At 69.9% G+C, this 15,770-nt stretch carries 16 protein-coding genes, 1 pseudogene and 2 riboswitches; of the genes and pseudogenes, 8 read left to right on the forward strand and 9 right to left on the reverse strand.

What is annotated here, in order from left to right:
• Positions 1-4: 4 nt before the first annotated feature.
• Both ACFQRI_RS23985 and ACFQRI_RS23990 read left to right on the forward strand, forming a co-directional pair.
• On the forward strand, positions 5-439 hold the full coding sequence (locus ACFQRI_RS23985) for an ATP-binding protein (RefSeq protein WP_380672292.1): 435 nt from the start codon (positions 5-7) through the stop codon (positions 437-439).
• The gene (locus tag ACFQRI_RS23990) at positions 436-1,248 is read left to right on the forward strand and encodes an RNA polymerase sigma factor SigF (RefSeq protein WP_380672294.1); all 813 of its coding nucleotides are present in this window, start codon (positions 436-438) and stop codon (positions 1,246-1,248) included. The genes ACFQRI_RS23985 and ACFQRI_RS23990 overlap by 4 nt, the downstream gene beginning before the upstream one ends.
• Positions 1,249-1,335: 87 nt before the next feature.
• Here the strand turns inward: ACFQRI_RS23990 and ACFQRI_RS23995 are convergent, their stop codons facing one another.
• Positions 1,336-2,112 (reverse strand): M23 family metallopeptidase, encoded by a 777-nt coding sequence (locus ACFQRI_RS23995; RefSeq protein WP_380672296.1) that lies wholly within the window; start codon positions 2,110-2,112, stop codon positions 1,336-1,338.
• A 581-nt stretch (positions 2,113-2,693) separates the two neighbouring features.
• Here ACFQRI_RS23995 and ACFQRI_RS24000 point away from each other — a divergent pair.
• Together ACFQRI_RS24000 and ACFQRI_RS24005 are read left to right on the forward strand one after the other, a co-directional pair.
• Entirely contained in the window at positions 2,694-2,786 is a 93-nt protein-coding gene (locus tag ACFQRI_RS24000; RefSeq protein WP_380672298.1) for a putative leader peptide, read from the forward strand.
• A gap of 94 nt (positions 2,787-2,880) precedes the next feature.
• Positions 2,881-3,786 carry a sulfite exporter TauE/SafE family protein gene (locus tag ACFQRI_RS24005; protein WP_380672300.1) on the forward strand — a complete coding sequence of 302 codons (906 nt, stop codon included), beginning with the start codon at positions 2,881-2,883 and terminating at the stop codon, positions 3,784-3,786.
• A gap of 239 nt (positions 3,787-4,025) precedes the next feature.
• Here the strand turns inward: ACFQRI_RS24005 and ACFQRI_RS24010 are convergent, their stop codons facing one another.
• Positions 4,026-5,195 (reverse strand): NAD-dependent epimerase/dehydratase family protein, encoded by a 1,170-nt coding sequence (locus ACFQRI_RS24010; protein ID WP_380672302.1) that lies wholly within the window; start codon positions 5,193-5,195, stop codon positions 4,026-4,028.
• A 152-nt stretch (positions 5,196-5,347) separates the two neighbouring features.
• Here ACFQRI_RS24010 and ACFQRI_RS24015 point away from each other — a divergent pair, with 152 nt between their 5' ends.
• Complete coding sequence (locus ACFQRI_RS24015; RefSeq protein ID WP_380672304.1) at positions 5,348-5,800, forward strand: GtrA family protein; 453 nt, start codon at positions 5,348-5,350, stop codon at positions 5,798-5,800.
• On the opposite strand, the gene ACFQRI_RS24020 is transcribed toward ACFQRI_RS24015, so the two are convergent.
• The 7 genes from ACFQRI_RS24020 to ACFQRI_RS24050 all read right to left on the reverse strand — a co-directional run bounded on the left by ACFQRI_RS24020 (position 5,766) and on the right by ACFQRI_RS24050 (position 13,232).
• Positions 5,766-8,066, reverse strand: a complete 2,301-nt coding sequence (locus ACFQRI_RS24020) for a glycosyltransferase family 2 protein (protein WP_380672306.1) — start codon at positions 8,064-8,066, stop codon at positions 5,766-5,768. The genes ACFQRI_RS24015 and ACFQRI_RS24020 overlap by 35 nt on opposite strands.
• Entirely contained in the window at positions 8,063-9,016 is a 954-nt protein-coding gene (locus ACFQRI_RS24025) for an NAD-dependent epimerase/dehydratase family protein (RefSeq protein ID WP_380672308.1), read from the reverse strand. Before ACFQRI_RS24025 ends, ACFQRI_RS24020 begins: the two co-directional genes overlap by 4 nt.
• A 64-nt stretch (positions 9,017-9,080) precedes the next feature.
• Entirely contained in the window at positions 9,081-9,542 is a 462-nt protein-coding gene (locus tag ACFQRI_RS24030; protein WP_380672310.1) for an SRPBCC family protein, read from the reverse strand.
• 10 nt (positions 9,543-9,552) lie between these two features.
• The gene (locus ACFQRI_RS24035) at positions 9,553-10,389 is read right to left on the reverse strand and encodes a phosphoenolpyruvate hydrolase family protein (RefSeq protein WP_380672312.1); all 837 of its coding nucleotides are present in this window, start codon (positions 10,387-10,389) and stop codon (positions 9,553-9,555) included.
• A gap of 34 nt (positions 10,390-10,423) precedes the next feature.
• Positions 10,424-11,620 carry a Tm-1-like ATP-binding domain-containing protein gene (locus ACFQRI_RS24040; RefSeq protein ID WP_380672314.1) on the reverse strand — a complete coding sequence of 399 codons (1,197 nt, stop codon included), beginning with the start codon at positions 11,618-11,620 and terminating at the stop codon, positions 10,424-10,426.
• A gap of 133 nt (positions 11,621-11,753) precedes the next feature.
• Positions 11,754-11,930: a hypothetical protein gene (locus tag ACFQRI_RS24045; RefSeq protein ID WP_380672316.1), complete on the reverse strand. Its 177-nt coding sequence runs from the start codon at positions 11,928-11,930 to the stop codon at positions 11,754-11,756.
• A 123-nt stretch (positions 11,931-12,053) separates the two neighbouring features.
• Complete coding sequence (locus ACFQRI_RS24050; protein ID WP_380672318.1) at positions 12,054-13,232, reverse strand: acyl-CoA dehydrogenase family protein; 1,179 nt, start codon at positions 13,230-13,232, stop codon at positions 12,054-12,056.
• Positions 13,233-13,335: 103 nt separating this feature from the next.
• Between ACFQRI_RS24050 and ACFQRI_RS24055 the strand changes: the two genes are divergently transcribed.
• From ACFQRI_RS24055 to ACFQRI_RS24065, 3 genes and pseudogenes are all read left to right on the forward strand, one after another.
• Positions 13,336-13,959, forward strand: coding sequence for a TetR/AcrR family transcriptional regulator (locus ACFQRI_RS24055; protein ID WP_380672320.1), 624 nt, complete (start codon positions 13,336-13,338; stop codon positions 13,957-13,959).
• Between the two features lie 213 nt (positions 13,960-14,172).
• A riboswitch (glycine riboswitch) is annotated at positions 14,173-14,270 on the forward strand.
• Between the two features lie 2 nt (positions 14,271-14,272).
• Positions 14,273-14,372, forward strand: a riboswitch (glycine riboswitch).
• Between the two features lie 120 nt (positions 14,373-14,492).
• Entirely contained in the window at positions 14,493-15,596 is a 1,104-nt protein-coding gene (gene gcvT / locus ACFQRI_RS24060; RefSeq protein WP_380672322.1) for a glycine cleavage system aminomethyltransferase GcvT, read from the forward strand.
• A gap of 35 nt (positions 15,597-15,631) precedes the next feature.
• Positions 15,632-15,770 (forward strand): annotated as a pseudogene (locus ACFQRI_RS24065) (serine hydroxymethyltransferase); the annotation flags it as partial.

Here is a 15,770-nt window from a genome sequence, read left to right on the forward strand (position 1 = left end):
CCGGATGAGCGTGGAACGCGAGGTCGCGCACGTCGATCCTGCGACGCAGGCGGCGAACCAGGTCGAGGTGCGAGTGCCCGCCGAGGCGGCGCAGCTGGCGGTGCTGCGCGCGGTGGTCGGCGACCTGGCCATGCGCGCGGACTACGACGTCGACTCGATCGCCGACCTGCGGCTGGCCGTCGACGAGGCGTGCTCCTCGCTGGTCCGGCTCGCCAACCCCGAGGCCACCCTGGTCTGCCGCTTCCACTCCGATGGCGCCCGCCTGTCGGTGGTCGCCGAAGTCCTCAGCGCGGACAAGCTCGGTCCGCGCAAGGACACCTTCAGCTGGCGCGTGCTCAGCGCGCTCGCCGACGCTGTGTCAACCTCGGTCGAGTCGGACCCCGCCGCCAACGGCAGCAATCTGGTGCGGATCGAGTTGACCAAGGAAAAGTCGGTGTGAAACGAGCGGATTCCAAGCCGAACCAGCATTCGCGCAACGAGCGCTACGACGAGTTGGCGCCGCTCTTCGGCGAGCTCGCGAAACTGGACGAGCAGGATCCGCGACGCGCCGAGCTGCGCGATCACCTGGTCACCGAGCACATGCCGGTCGCCGAGCACATCGCCCGCCGGTTCAGCCACCGCGGCGAGGCGCAGGAGGACCTCACCCAGGTCGCCGTGCTCGGGCTGATCAACGCCGTGGACCGGTTCGACCCGGAGCGCGGCGTCGACTTCCTGTCCTACGCGGTTCCGACGATCATGGGCGAGGTCCGCAGGCACTTCCGCGACACCGGCTGGGCGGTGCGGATGCCGCGCAGGCTGCAGGAGCTGCACCTGTCGGTCTCGGCGGCCATCGCCAACCTCTCCCAGGAGTACGGGCGCGCGCCCACGCCCAGCGAGCTGGCCTCGCACCTGGGCATCAGCACCGACGACGTCTACCGGGGGCTGGAGGCCGGCAACGCCTACCGCAGCACCTCGCTCGACGAGCTGCTCACCGACACCGACGAGATCCCGCTGGGCGATGCGATCGGCTCCGACGACGCCGAGCTGGCCGAGGTGGAGAACCGGGAGATGGTGCGCCCGCTGCTCGACCAGCTCCCGGAGCGCGAGCGCCGCATCCTGGTGATGCGCTTCTTCCGGGGCATGACCCAGACGCAGATCGCCGACCAGGTCGGCATCTCGCAGATGCACGTCTCGCGGCTGCTGACCCGCACGTTGACCTGGTTGCGCAGCAAGCTGGAGGAGGACTCCCCGCAGCCGACGGAGTCCTGACGCCTCCGGCCGCCCGCAGGACGGGCGGCGGTGCGGACGAGGGCGCCGCCCGGGCCCCGTCGGGGGTGAGGTCCGGACGGCGCGGCATCAACCGACGTCGACGCCGTGCTCCGCGAGCCACGGCACGGGGTTGATGTAGCCACCGCTCTGCTCGACGCCGAAGTGCAGGTGCGGTCCGGTGGACTGGCCGCGGTTGCCCATGGTGGCGATCTGGTCGCCGGCGCCCACCTGCTGGCCCTCGCTGACCAGGACCTCGTTGACGTGGCCGTAGACGGTGATGGTGCCGTCGTCGTGCTGGACCCGGACCCACATGCCGAAGCCGCTCGCCGAGCCCGCGTCGATGACCTCGCCCTTGGCCACCGAGTAGATCGGGGTCCCGATGGAGTTGGCGATGTCGATGCCCTCGTGGCTGGTGCCCCAGCGGGAACCGAAGCCGGAGGTGAAGGTGCCCTCGGCGGGCTCGACGAAGCCGTGCTCGCGGCGCCAGGCCTCCTCGGCGGCCTTGCGGGCGGCCTCCTCGGCGGCCTTGCGCTCGGCCTCGGCGCGCGCGATCCGCTCGGCCTCGATCTGCTGGCTCTTGACCGCCTTGGCGACCTCTTCCTGCGGTTCGATCGGCTGGCGGTTGCTCAGCAGGCGGACGGCGGCCGGGCTGTGCCAGGTGCCGGCGACGGCGGCCTTGAGCTCCTTCTGCCCGGCGAGCGGCTTGACCTCGCGCGGCTGCTGCTCCTCCGCGCCGGCGTTGGCCACCAGCGGCTGACCGACCGCGGCGAACGCGCCGCCGGCCACGACCATCGCGACCATCTTGTTGCGAAGCGGGAGACCGGCCTTCGGGGTATGGCCGCTCTCCTTCCGGTGCTTGCCCATTTCCACCTTCCGTCTCGGGGACGGCGCGATCGGACCCGCGTATCGGGGGTGCGGGCGCAAGACCACTCGGGGGAAAGAGATCTTGCTGTGATCGAACCGTGACGTGCAGGGCGCGAACGTAGCTGAGCGTTATGAACAGGCGCAAGCGCTGATCCGTTCGGGCTATCGAACACCCGTGATCTAGGTCAAATTCACGCGATCGTGTAACGCACGGTGTCCATCGACCTCGGCCGGAAGATAACGGCCGAGGAGCTCGCCAGCTCCGGGCGGAACAGCGCTCAACACCGCTGCCACCTGCCCGCGCGACCTCCGCGGTCGCGTGGTCCGCGCTGGTCAACGCGAGGATCAGCACCCGAGCGCCCCGCGCGCGGGACGGCGCGGCGGCGCTTCAGATCGTCGTGATCATCCACATCGGACATCGCAGCACGCGTGGCGGCGCCCCGCACGCCGAGGCGGCCGAGGACGCCGGATCGGGGGTCTCGGTGGCGTTCACCACAGCTCGCCCGCGAAGCTCCCGCTCAGGCCTCTCGGATTATGGGAGACCTTTCCACGCCGACGCAGATCGTGTTTGACTGTCGCCCATGACGCCCGGTGATCAGTGGCGGCTGCTTTCGCAGCGCCTCCACGTGGACCTGCGGCGCGTCGCCTCCGCACGGTGTCGGCGCCACCGCTGAACCAAGTCGCGCCCCTCATCCCGTTCCCGCTCCGCGTCGAGCTCCGGCTCGCCGCGCCCCGAACCAGGGTCCGATCCCGTCCTACGGAGACATCGTGCAAGCATTCCTGATCTTCGCGATCGGCGGTTTCATCGCGCAGCTGGTCGACGGCTCGCTGGGCATGGCCTACGGCGTCACCTCGACGACGATCCTGCTGACCGCGGGTCTGACCCCGGCGCTCGCCTCGGCCTCGGTGCACCTCGCCGAGATCGGCACCTCGGTCGCATCGGGCATCAGCCACTGGAAGTTCGGCAACGTCGACTGGAAGATCGTGGGCCTGCTCGGCGTGCCCGGCGGCATCGGGGCCTTCCTCGGCGCCACCGCGCTGAGCAACGTCTCCACCGAGGCCGCCGAGCCCTGGATGGCCACGATCCTGCTCGCGCTCGGCCTCTACGTGCTGCTGCGCTTCGCGGTGCGCCCGCTGCAGCGCCGCAAGCTCACCGGCGTGAGCCCCAAGCTGCTGGCCCCGCTGGGCCTGGTGGCCGGGTTCATGGACGCCACTGGCGGTGGCGGCTGGGGTCCGGTGTCCACCCCGACCCTGCTGAGCACCGGCAAGGTGGAGCCGCGCAAGGTCATCGGTTCGGTGGACACCAGCGAGTTCATCATCGCGGTGGCGGCCAGCCTCGGCTTCCTGACCTCGCTGGCCGACGCGCGGCTGAGCTGGGTGACCGTGGGCGGGCTGCTGCTGGGCGGGGTGCTGGCCGCGCCGCTGGCGGCCTACCTGGTGCGCATCGTGCCGATGCGGCTGATCGGCGTCGGCGCGGGCGGCATGATCGTGCTGACCAACACCCGCGTGCTGGTCAAGGCCCTCGACCTGCCCGCACCCGCCCCGGCCCTCGTCTACGGCGCGATCGTGCTCGCCTGGATCGCCCTGCTGACCTACACCGTCCGGGTGATCGTCGGGGAGCGCCGGGAGCTGGACAACCTGGAGGAGGAGGCCGCGGAACCCGCGGCCAGCTGACCGCCCTCGTGCGAGAGAAGCCCCGTCACGCGCCGCGTGACGGGGCTTCTCTCGCGTGCGGGGATACCAGGTTTACCCACGTGCCGTATCGCCGACCTCGCCCGAACGAGCTAAGTTTTGAGCTGGCCGTGTGCAAGCCCCCCGGCGCACGGTGAGGGGCCCCGGGCGTTCCCGCCCAGGGCCCCGTTTCCGAGCACCACGCGCGCCCCCGGACTGGCGCCGGCCGGGGACGCCGCGGATCACTCCTCCGCGCGCAGCGGGCTGGCGGCGGTCCGCCAGTTGACCGTCGGCCGCATGGCGGCCAGGTCGACGCGCTCCTTGTACTTGTCCGCGATCGAGAACATGTTCTCGATCAGGGTGTTGGACAGCAGGTGCGGCTGCAGGCCGAGCTCGATCAAGCCGGTGTGCTTGACGTTGTAGTAGTGCTCGCCCTGCTCGACGCGCGGGTTGTCGACGTACTCGATCTCCACGCCGCCGTCGAAGTTGTCGGCGACGATCTTGGCGACCTGGTCGATCGAGTAGCTCTCGGTCATCTGGTTGAACACGCGGAACTCACCCTTGTCGGCCGGGTTCTCGCAGGCCAGCCGGATGCACTCGACGGTGTCGCGGATGTCGAGCATGCCGCGGGTCTGCCCGCCCGGCTTGTAGACCGTCAGCGGGTGGCCCAGGACGGCCTGGATGACGAAGCGGTTGAGCACGGTGCCGAAGATGGCGTCGTAGTCGAACCGGGTCGCCAGCCGCTGGTCGCGAGCCGTCTGCGGGGTCTCCTGGCCGTACACGACGCCCTGGTTGAGGTCGGTGGCGCGCAAGCCCCAGATGCGGCAGGCGAACTCGATGTTGTGGCTGTCGTGCACCTTGCTCAGGTGGTAGAACGAGCCGGGCTTCTTCGGGTAGAGCATCCTGTCGGTCCGCCCGTTGTGGGTGACCTCCAACCAGCCCTCTTCGATGTCGATGTTCGGCGTGCCGTACTCGCCCATCGTGCCCAGCTTCACCAGGTGGATCTCCGGGTCCACCTGCTGGATCGCGAACAGCACGTTGAGGTTGCCGACAACGTTGTTCTGCTGGGTGTAGACCGCGTGCTTGCGGTCGATCATCGAGTACGGCGCCGCCCGCTGCTCGGCGAAGTGCACGATCGCATCCGGGCGGAAGTCGGCGATCATGTCGAGGGTGAACTCACCGTCGCACAGATCGCCGTAGTAGGACTTGATGGTCTTGCCGGAAACCTCGCGCCAGGCGTCCAGACGGACCTGCATGGGCTCGATCGGCACAAGGCTCTCGACGCCCATCTCGTGGTCGTAGCCCCGACGGGCGAAGTTGTCCGCGACCGCGACCTCGTGACCGCAGTCGGACAAGTGCAGAGCGGTCGGCCATCCGAGGTAGCCGTCCCCTCCGAGGACGAGGATTCGCACGCCTGTCTCCCTCATTTCAGCCGTTAGTGCAGCAACAGCACACGGATGTTCTCAGATACCAGCCGGTCGGCGAAGAGACCTCCAACCGATCGGTATCGTGCAGTCCAGCACACATCCGTGTGAAATTGGTAGGAGGCAAGATGACCCAGCGAATGTCCACTGCCCGATTCGGGCGTTATTGGCATTTGCTGAGCAGATTCGCCGCCGCCTCGGTGGTCGCCACCGCGGTCAGCCAGGTCGTCTTCCTGGTCTCCTACTCGCTGGGTTCCCCCCCGACCGCTTCGACCGTGCTGGCCTGGCTGGCCGGGGCGATCCCCAACTTCGTGCTCAACCGCCGCACCTGGGGTGGCGGCGGCCGGTCCGCGTTGCGCGGTGAGATCCTCCGCTTCGGAGCGATCTCGGTCGGCACCGCGCTGCTGGCCGCGCTGGCCACGCACGGTGCCGAGATCCTTGCGACCTCCCAGTTCCCCGACAACCGGCCCGCCCAGATCGCCATCGTCTGGGGCGCTTTCGCCGGAACCTACGTGGTCATGTTCGCCGTGAAGTTCGTGCTGATCGACCGGCTCGTGTTCACCGGTCACCGGCAGCAGCGGCGGGCTCGCTGACCTCCGCGGTCGGCTCGACCACCACGGCCTCGCGCTTCGCCCGGCGCTCCCGCCACCAGGTGCCCACAACGACCTTCGCGTACCGGTAGCCGTAGGCGAAGCTGCCGCCCTTCTTGCTCTCCCCGGCCACCCGCGGCAGCATCCGCATCGGCTGCTCCAGGACCCGGTAGCCGTGGCTGAGCACGCCCACCAGCAGCTCCGAGGACTGGTACTGCGGCTGCTGCAGGGTCACCGCGTTGGGCACGTCCACCCGCATGCCGCGGAAGCCGAACGAGGTGTCGGTGATGCGCTGGCGGGTCAGCGCGCTGACGAGCCAGGCGAACACGTAGGTGCCGACCCGGCGGATCAGCGCCGGGCGCTCGTTGACGCCCAGCACCCGCGAGCCGCTCACGAAGTCCGCGCGGCCCTCGACCAGCGGCTCCAGCAGCAGCGGCAGCTCGTTGATGTCGTACTGGCCGTCGGCGTCCGTGGTGACCACGAAGCGCGCCCCGCGCTGCGCGGCCAGCCGGTAGCCCAGCCGCAGCGCCGCGCCCTGCCCGCGGTTGCTGGGCGCCACGCAGGTGTAGGCGCCGTGCTTGAGCGCCTGCCCGGCGCTGTCGTCCTTGGCGCCGTCGACGACGACGAGCTTGTCCACGTCGAGGCCGCCGCTGCGCGCGGGGATGGAGTCGAGCACCTCGCCGATCGACTCCTCCTCGTTGTAGGCCGCGATCAGCACCACCACGGGTGCGAAGCGGTGATCGCCGTAGCGGTTCGCGTAGTCGTCCAACGCGCGGCGGTCGACCTCGTCGGGGAAGGTCGTCAGCATGCGGCTCTCCTTCAGGAACTGTGCGGTCGTGTCCAACGGACGGGGCAGGACTGGAGCACGCCGCCCGAAGATGGCGGTCGCGGCCAGCGCGCCGGCAATGGGAATCAATACCAGACCGGGCAACTGATAGCGCCAGGAGAACTCCATCGCCGCGGCGGTGGACAGCAGCGCCATGATCATCCCGGTGGGGAGGAGGACGACCGCGCGCAACCCGCTGCGCACGGCACGGCCGACACCGATCAGCGCGACGACGGCCAGCAGCAGGCCGAACCCGAGCACGATGCCCGGCGTGTAGCCGCCGCCCAGCTGATAGGTGCGCAGGAAGGAAGCGAGTTCGGTGCGCACGCCGACGGGACCGCCGTCGTAGATCTCGGCCCACTCGTCGGTGTACCACTTGTCGTTGTAGAGCGGGTAGTCCACCTGGAAGTGCCAGCGGTCCAGGGGGACGTCACCGACGCTCTGGGTGCGGGTCGGGGCGAAGCCCTTGAAGAAGTCCCGCACGATGCCCTCGACGATGTCGAAGGGCTGGTGGTCGAGCACCTTGCTGGTCATGCCGCGCTGCGCCGCCGAGATGTCCATGCCCTCGGGCAGGGTGTCGCGCGTCCACGGCACGTCCCAGTAGTGCAGGTAGTGGTCGATGCCCAGTTCCCGCCGCTTGTCCGGCGGGTCGTCGTGCGGGCAGACCAGGTACTCCTCGGGGGTCAGGCCGAGGTTCTCGCAGTCGGCGACCACGGCCGCCCGCCCGTAGAGCACACCGCCGCCGGTGGAGCCGCCGATGCCGAAGCGGCCCGCGGCGATGGCGCTGAACGTGGCGTAGCCCAGCACCCCGGAGGCGAACACCGCCATGAGCGCTCCGGTGGCCACCAACCGGGACTTCCAGCCGTCGCGGGGCCGCAGCCCGGCGGCCAGCAGCACGAACACCGCCACCGGCACCACCAGCGTCACGCCCACCGAGCGCGTGATGACGCCGAAGGCCAGCACCGCGCCCGCCCCGGCCGCCAGCCGCGGACCGGGCGTGCCCCAGAAGCACAGCAGGTAGATCGCCGCCAGCAGCAGCACCTGGAACAGCAGATCGGACATGACGTTGGTTTCGATCTGCAGCTGGTAGGCGTCCAGCAGGATCGGCGCGGACGCCAGCGCGGCCAGCCAGCGGCGCACGGCGAAGCGGCGCAGCAGGACGTAGATGCCCACGCCCAGCCCGATGCCCAGCAGCTGCTGCGCGATCGCGACCGCGCCCAGCCCGCCGATCCACAGCAGCGGGAGGATGAAGAACTCGTACCCGACCGGGTTGATGCCGCCGGGGTAGAACACCCCGACGTCGCTGAGGTACCGGAACGAGTCGATGTAGAGCAGTGCCGGCCGGTAGGCCAGGTACACCACGATGCGCAGGGCCGCACCGGCCAGCACCAGCAGCGCCAGCAGCCAGTGCTGGCGCAATGCGCGCAACAGCGCGGTGGTCATCGGTCTCCGCTGAAGTCGGACCAGACGGTGCGCAGCCCGTCGGTCAGGTCCACCACCGGCTGGTACCCGAGCTCGCGCTGGGCCTTGGCGACCTCCACGATCACCGCGGGCATCTCACCGTTCTTGGCGGGCACGTGGGTGACCGGGATGTCGATCTCGGTCGCGGCGCGCACCGCCTCGATGAGCTCGAGCACCGTGATCGAGTTGCCCGAACCGATCACCGCGGTGCCGGTGTACTGCTTGTCCCACGAGGCCAGGATGCCCTGCACGACGTCGTCGATGTGCACGAAGTCGCGGCGCTGCGAGCCGTCGCCGTAGACCTCGACCCCGGTCCCGGACAGCGCGGCTCGCATCAGGCGCGGGATGAAGCTGTCCTTCTGGTTCATCCCGGGGCCGTAGATGTTGGTGAACCGCAGCGCGGTCGTGGCCAGGCCGTAGGAGCCCGCGTAACCGGCCAGCAGCATCTCGCAGGCGGCCTTGGTGGCCCCGTAGGGCGTCAGCGGCCGGACCGGGAGCTCTTCGTTGATCGTTCCGTGACCGATGTCACCGACCACGGCGTTGGTGGAGGCGAGCACGAACTGACCGACGCCCCGCTGCCGGCACAGCTCCAGGAGCTCCTGGGTGACCTCGACGTTGTTGGTGTAGGTCTCGGCCGGCTTCTCCACCGACTTGAGCACCGAGGTGATCGCGGCGAGGTGGATGACGCCCCTGGTGCCCGCGGTGATCGCGCGCTCGCGGATGGAGGCTTCGCGCAAGTCGCCCTCCACGAAGGTCACCCGGGGATCGTCGAGGTCCGCAGGCGGCGCCTGCAGATCCACGATCGTCACCGGGGTGCCGCGTTCGAGGAACGCGCGGACCACGGAGCGGCCGACGAAACCGGATCCACCGGTGACGACGACGCGGTCGGCTTGTGCGGTGTCTGCTTCGGGAGGAATAGACCTGCTTGGCACGAGCCGACTCTAACCGGCCGACTCCGGGACGCCATCCACACCTGTCCGCAACGCACCGACTCCCTCAACCGGAGAGGTGATCCGATAGGCCGTTCAGCCCAGTTGCGTAGACCCCCTGGGTGAACGTGCGGTCGAGCTCGGCCTCGTCGGCGGCGTCCGCGTCGAAGTCGGCGAACCACCGCACGAAGGTCGCGCCCGAAGCCGTCACCGGCAGCGCCTGGATGGTCGAGCGATAGCTGCGAACGTTGAACGGGCTGGTCACGAATTCGTAGGTGCAGCTGCGCGCCGCGTCGTCCAACCCGATCAGTCGCTCGCGGACCTCGCCGCCGTCGGCCAGCGCCAGCTTGCGCACGCAACCGACCCGCGCGGGGTCCCCGCCATCCTCGATCTCGCTGCTGGCGATCGCCGGGTGCCAAACCGGCAGACCGTTGAAATCCCGGATCGCCTCCCACACCTTCTCAACCGGGACGTCCACCACGATACTGGAAAAACTGCGCATTTCTACCTCCCGCTGATCGGATCGCACCGCGCTCGACCTAGGCCGAACCGCTGATGCCCTTGAACGCCCTGGTCTGCTCGGTCAGCGCCCGCTCGGTCGGCAGGCGCTCCATGCTGCTGGCCCCGTAGAAGCCGTGGCAGCGCTTCGTCCGGGACAGCACGTAGGAGGCGTCGGCGGGCATCGCGATCGGCCCGCCGTGGCACAGCACCAGCACGTCCTCCCGGACCGCGGCGGCGGCCTGCGACCACTCGTCGATGAGCTCCACGCAGTCGTCGAGGCTCTTGGCCGTCTCCGCGCCGATGCTGCCGCCGGTGGTCAGCCCCATGTGGCAGACGACGATGTCCGCGCCGGCCTCGGCCATCACGCGGGCGTCCTCGGCGGAGAACACATACGGCGTGGTCAGCAGGTCGGCCTCCCGGGCGGCCGCGACCAGCTCGACCTCCAAGCCGTACCCCATGCCGGTCTCCTCCAGGTTCGCCCGGAACACCCCGTCGATGAGCCCGACGGTCGGGAAGTTCTGGATGCCGGCGAAGCCCATCTCGCGCAGCTGCCGCAGGAACGGCTCGCGCACCATGAACGGGTCGGTGCCGTTGACCCCGGCCAGCACCGGGGTCCGCTGCACCACCGGCAGCACCTCGCGGGCCATGTCGACCACGGTCTCGTTGGCGTTGCCGTAGGCGAGCAGCCCGGCCAGCGACCCGCGCCCGGCCATCCGGTAGCGGCCGGAGTTGTAGATGACGATCAGGTCGATGCCGCCGGCCTCCTCGCACTTCGCGGACAAGCCGGTGCCCGCCCCGCCGCCGACGATCGGCTCACCGCGCGCTGCCTTGGCGTGGAACTCGCGCAGCAGCTCTGCGCGGTCGAATCGACTCACTGGGACCTCCTGAACCTCGTGCACCACCAGCGTTTCAAGCCGGACGCCCGCCCACCACTTCGCCGAAGCGGGCCAGCAGCGCCTCGGTGAACTCCGGGTCGTTGACGTTGTGCGCCACGCGGATCACCTCGCGGTCGGGCGCGGGCCGAACCCGGCTCTCGATCGTGTCGAACAGGACCGCGTCGGCGTCCGGGTCGTGGAAGGGCTGCCCCGGCGCGTCCAGCGCGGACACTCCCCCGGTCGGCAGCAGGAAGCGCACCGGCCCGGTGCAGGCGTTGAGCTTGTCGGCGATGAACTCGCCGATCCGGCGGCACTCGTCGGCGGAGGTGCGCATCAGCGTGACCTGCGGGTTGTGCACGTAGAGGTGCCGCTCGGCGTAGCGCGCCGGGACGGTGTCGCGGGCACCGAAGTTGACCATGTCCAGCGCGCCGCACGAGCCCACGTAGGGCACCCCGGTGCGCGCGATGGCGTCCAGCCGCTGCTCGCCGGCGCTCATCACGCCGCCCGCGACCAGGTCGCAGACCTCGGTGGTGGTGATGTCCAGGACCGCGCGCACCAGGCCGTCGTCGACGAGCTTCTCCATCGCGCGCCCTCCGGTGCCGGTGGCGTGGAAGACCAGCGGGTCGAACTCGGCGGCGAGGCGTTCGGCGGCGGCGGTCACGCACGGGGTGGTCACGCCGAACATCGACAGCGCCACGGCCGGCTTGTCCTCGGCGGGCGGCACGGGGTGGCTGACCGCGCCGAGCAGGGCGTGCGCGGCGTTGGCCAGCACGCGGCGGGAGATGCGGTTGAGCCCGGCCACGTCGGTGACCGAGGGGAACATCGCGATGTCGGTGGCGTCGACGTAGCCCGAGACGTCGCCGGAGGCCACGGTGGAGACCATCACCTTGGGCAGGCCGACGGGGAGCTCCCGCATGGCCGGGGTCACCAGCGCCGTGCCGCCGGACCCGCCGAGGCCGAGCACGCCGTCGACCTCGCGGCCGGCCAGGAAGCGGGCGAAGGCCTCGGCCATCGCGGTGACCGCGGCGCCGCGGTCACCGGTGAACACCGCGCCGGCGCCGTCCGGGTGGTGCGCGGCGACCTCGGCGGCCGGGACGTCGGCGCCCTCGCCCGGCTCGCCGGTGGACAGGTCCACGGTGGTCACCGGGTGCCCGCGCGCGACGAGCTCGGCGACGTACGCCAGCTCCGCGCCCTTGGTGTCGAACGTCCCGACCACGTACGCAGTACCCACAGCGATCCGACCTCCGCGGCGTTGAGACGGCCCGGGCCGGACTCTACTGTCGATCATCCGTCGGTACAGGACTCCGAACAGGGGAAGCCGAAAACGCCCCCGGCACGTGCCGGGGGCGTCGCGGCGGACCGGGTCAGTGGCTGCTGCCGCTCGAGGAACCGCCCGAGCCGCCCTTGCCCATGAACTTGTTCTTGACCTGGTCGATCTTTTCCTTGTTCTTCGGGTCCGAGGCGTACTTCTTGGCCTGGTCGACCACCTTCTTGCCCTGCGGGCTCTTCGCGAAGTCGGTGACCTTCTTGAACAGCGACATCATCACTCCCGATATGTCGAGGCCGGTTGCCACCAGCCTACCGGCACACGGGCACCGGTCACACAACACCGACCCCACCGGCCACGTCGGTCGCACCGGCACCACGACCGGGGCCCGGAGGGCTCAGCCCAGGACGCCGCTGACCGAGGCGTGCCCCTTGAGGACGTTGCGGGCGATGGTGCGGCGCTGGATCTCGTCGGTGCCCTCGAAGATGCGCAGCAGCCGCAGGTCGCGGTACCAGCGCTCGATCGGCAGCTCCTTCGTGTAGCCCATGCCGCCGTGGATCTGCAGCACCCGGTCGACGATCTGGTTGGCGTGGGTGGCGCCGAAGAGCTTGGCCATCGACTGCGCGTGCCGGGAGTCCATGCCCTGGTCGACCTGCCAGGCCGCCTGCAGGACCAGCCAGCGCAGCGCCTCGATCTCCACCGCCGAGTCGGCGATCATCCACTGGATGGCCTGCCGATCGGCGATCGGGGCGCCGAAGGTCTCGCGGCTCTTGGCGTAGTCGGAGGCCATCTCGACCATCCGCTCGCAGGCGCCCAGCGCGTGCGCGGGCAGCAGGTAGCGGCCGCGACCGATCCACTGCATGGCCAGGCCGAAGCCGTTGCCGACCTCGCCGAGCACGTTCTCCGCGGGCACCCGCACGTTGTCGAACACCAGCGCGGCGGGCTGGCGCTCGTCGGGGCCCATGATGTCGATCGGCTCGGACTTCCAACCCATGTCGCGGTCGACCAGGAAGCAGGTGACCCCGCCGTTGGCCCCCTTGTCCTTGTCGGTGACCGCGAAGACCATCACGAAGTCGGCGTCGATGCCGCCGGTGATGAAGGTCTTCTCGCCGTTGATCACCCAGTCGTCGCCGTCCCGCACGGCGGTGGTGCGCAGGTTCTTGGCGTCCGAGCCCGCGCCCGGCTCGGTGATGGCGAAGCAGGACTTGCGGGTGCCCTCGATGGTCGGCAGCAGGTAGCGCTGCTTCTGCTCCTCGTTGGCGTAGTAGAGGATGTTGTCGGCGTAGCCGGCGAAGCGGAACGGCACGTAGGTGCGCCCCAGCTCGACCTCGATCAGCGCGGTCATCACCGCGCCCAGGGCCATGCCGCCGTACTCCTCGGGCGTCTGCACGCCCCAGAAACCCGCCTGCTTGGCCTTGTCCTGGAGCTGCGCGAGCTCGTCCTTGGTCAGACCGCGCTCGCCCGCGCGCTCGCGGCGCAGCACCTCCGGCTCCAGCGGCATCAGCTCGCGCTGGACGAAGTTGCGCACCCAGTCGCGGATGTCACGCTCGGTGTCCGACAGCGAGAAGTCGACCATCGCCGATGTCCTTTCGTGCAAACCCGGTAACTAACAACGTTAGTTTTGTGGCAGCCTAGGACCGCTGCGACCAATGCCGCAAGGGATCCGGTGAGGAGGAACGGTGCCCAGACCAAGCACACCCCGACTCTCGCCGGAACGCATCCGGCAGGTCGGCCTGGAGATCATCGATCGCGAGGGCCCGGAAGCGCTGTCCATGCGCAAGCTGGCCGAGCGCCTCGACGTGCGCGCGGCCTCGCTGTACAACCACGTCTCGAACAAGGACGAGCTGCTGGACACCATCGCCGACGAGGCGATGCGCACCGTCGACGTCTCCGGCTTCGAGCAGGACTGGATCACCGGCCTGCGCACCTGGGCCCGCTCCTACCGCGAGGCGCTGCTGGCCCACCCCAACCTCGTGCCGTTCATCGCCTACGGCCCGGACCGCCGCGAGCAGGCGCTGCGCATCGCCGACGCGGTGCACGGCGGGCTGACCAGCGCCGGCTGGCCGCAGCGCTACGCCACGATGATCGGTGCCTCGACGAAGTACCTGGTCATCGGCTCGGCGATGGGCTCCTTCAGCGGCGGTTTCCCGGACGACGAAGCCGTCTACACCAACCGCTTCCCGCACCTCAACCAAGCGCACCGGCTGCGCGAGAAGGCCGCCGAGATCGACACCGACAGCTTCGAGCTGGCCCTCTCCGCCCTCGTCGAAGGCCTCCGAACCCAGTACCGCGACCTCACCTGATCCCGGGACGCCCGAAGCGGGTGACCTTTGATGAAACGAGGGGATCCGGCTGCGCAGCGGGACTCCTTTCATCGAAAGTCACCGGGCGCGAGCTCGGCGGCACTAGCACGGTCGCCCCCGGTCTGCCAGGGCCGAGATCACTCACCCTTCCGGTTGACTGGGGTGTCGGGGGTTCGTAGCGTCCTTGTGCGGAACAACCGAATACCGCGCCGACGACGTCTCGCGGGAGAGACCCCACGCCAGGCCGGGTGGGGCGCCGAAGGAGCAACACTCCCCAGCAAACTCTCAGGCACCGTTACCGCAGGACATCAGGCGAACGCACGGAGAAAAGCAGAAGCGAGAGCTTCTCGCCCACGGTGCAAGCCGCCCTCGCCGGGCGGTGAAACTCTCAGGCCAATGACTCCGGGGAGACCCCGCCCGACCAGCGCAGAGCGCACCGGTCGGGGGTCCAGGCGCCCCGGATAAGGTGGGCGCGCCTGCACAGCTGACCGGCCCCTGACTGCCGACCGGCGCCCACCAGGAGGAGTTTCGCCATGTCGTCGCCTCGACAGACACCGCTGCACAAGGTGCACGAGTCGCTCGGTGCCAGCTTCACCGAGTTCGCAGGATGGCAGATGCCCGTGCGCTACAGCGGCGACACCGCCGAGCACAACGCGGTGCGCACCAGCGCCGGCCTGTTCGACCTCACGCACATGGGCGAGATCATCATCAGCGGTCCGCAGGCCGCCGAAGCCCTGGACTACGCGCTGGTCGCCAACGCCACCGCCATCACGCCCGGTCGCGCCCGCTACACCATGCTGTGCAACGCCTCGGGCGGCGTGCTCGACGACCTGATCGTCTACCGGCTCGCCGAGCAGGAGTTCATGGTGGTGGCCAACGCGGCCAACGCCGAGGTGGTCTCCGCCGAGCTCGCCGAGCGGGTCTCCGGCTTCGACGCGACCCACCGCGACGCCTCCGCCGACTACGCGCTGATCGCCGTGCAGGGCCCGAGCGCCGTGGCCATCCTGGCTCCGCTGACCGACACCGACCTGTCGGCGGTCAAGTACTACGCGGGTTACCGCAGCACCGTCGCGGGCAAGGACGTGCTGCTGGCCCGCACCGGCTACACCGGCGAGGACGGTTTCGAGCTGTTCACCGCGCCCGAGGACGCCGAGGCCGTCTGGCAGGCGCTCACCGACTCGGGTGCCGAGCACGACCTGCAGCCGTGCGGGTTGTCCTGCCGCGACACGCTGCGGCTGGAGGCGGGCATGCCGCTGTACGGCAACGAGCTCTCCGCCGAGCTCACGCCCTTCCACGCGAACCTCGGTCGAGTGGTCAAGCTCGACAAGCCGGGTGATTTCGTCGGCAAGGCGGCGCTGGCCGCCACCGCCGAGCAGCCCACCGAGCGCACCCTGGTCGGGCTGAGCACCGACGGCCGCCGGGCTCCCCGGCACGGCTACAAGGTGCTCGACGAGCAGGGCGACGAGGTCGGCGAGGTCACCTCCGGCGCGCCTTCCCCGACCCTGGGCCACCCCATCGGAATGGCCTACGTCGACCGGGCGCAGAGCAGTCCCGGTACGACGCTGCAGGTCGACATCCGCGGCCGCAACGTCGCGGTGCAGGTCATCGAGCTGCCGTTCTACCGCCGCAACGCCTGATCTCCATAGATCGAAGAACCAGGAGGCACACACTGATGTCGACACCGGATCTGTTCAACGACGCGCTCGCCGCGGTGGACCCGGAGGTGGCGACGGCGGTCGGCGCCGAACTGGGCCGCCAGCAGAACACCCTGGAAATGATCGCCTCGGAGAACTTCGCTCCCCAGGCGGTGC

This window comes from Saccharopolyspora griseoalba, assembly GCF_042665275.1.
Lineage (GTDB): Bacteria > Actinomycetota > Actinomycetes > Mycobacteriales > Pseudonocardiaceae > Saccharopolyspora > Saccharopolyspora griseoalba.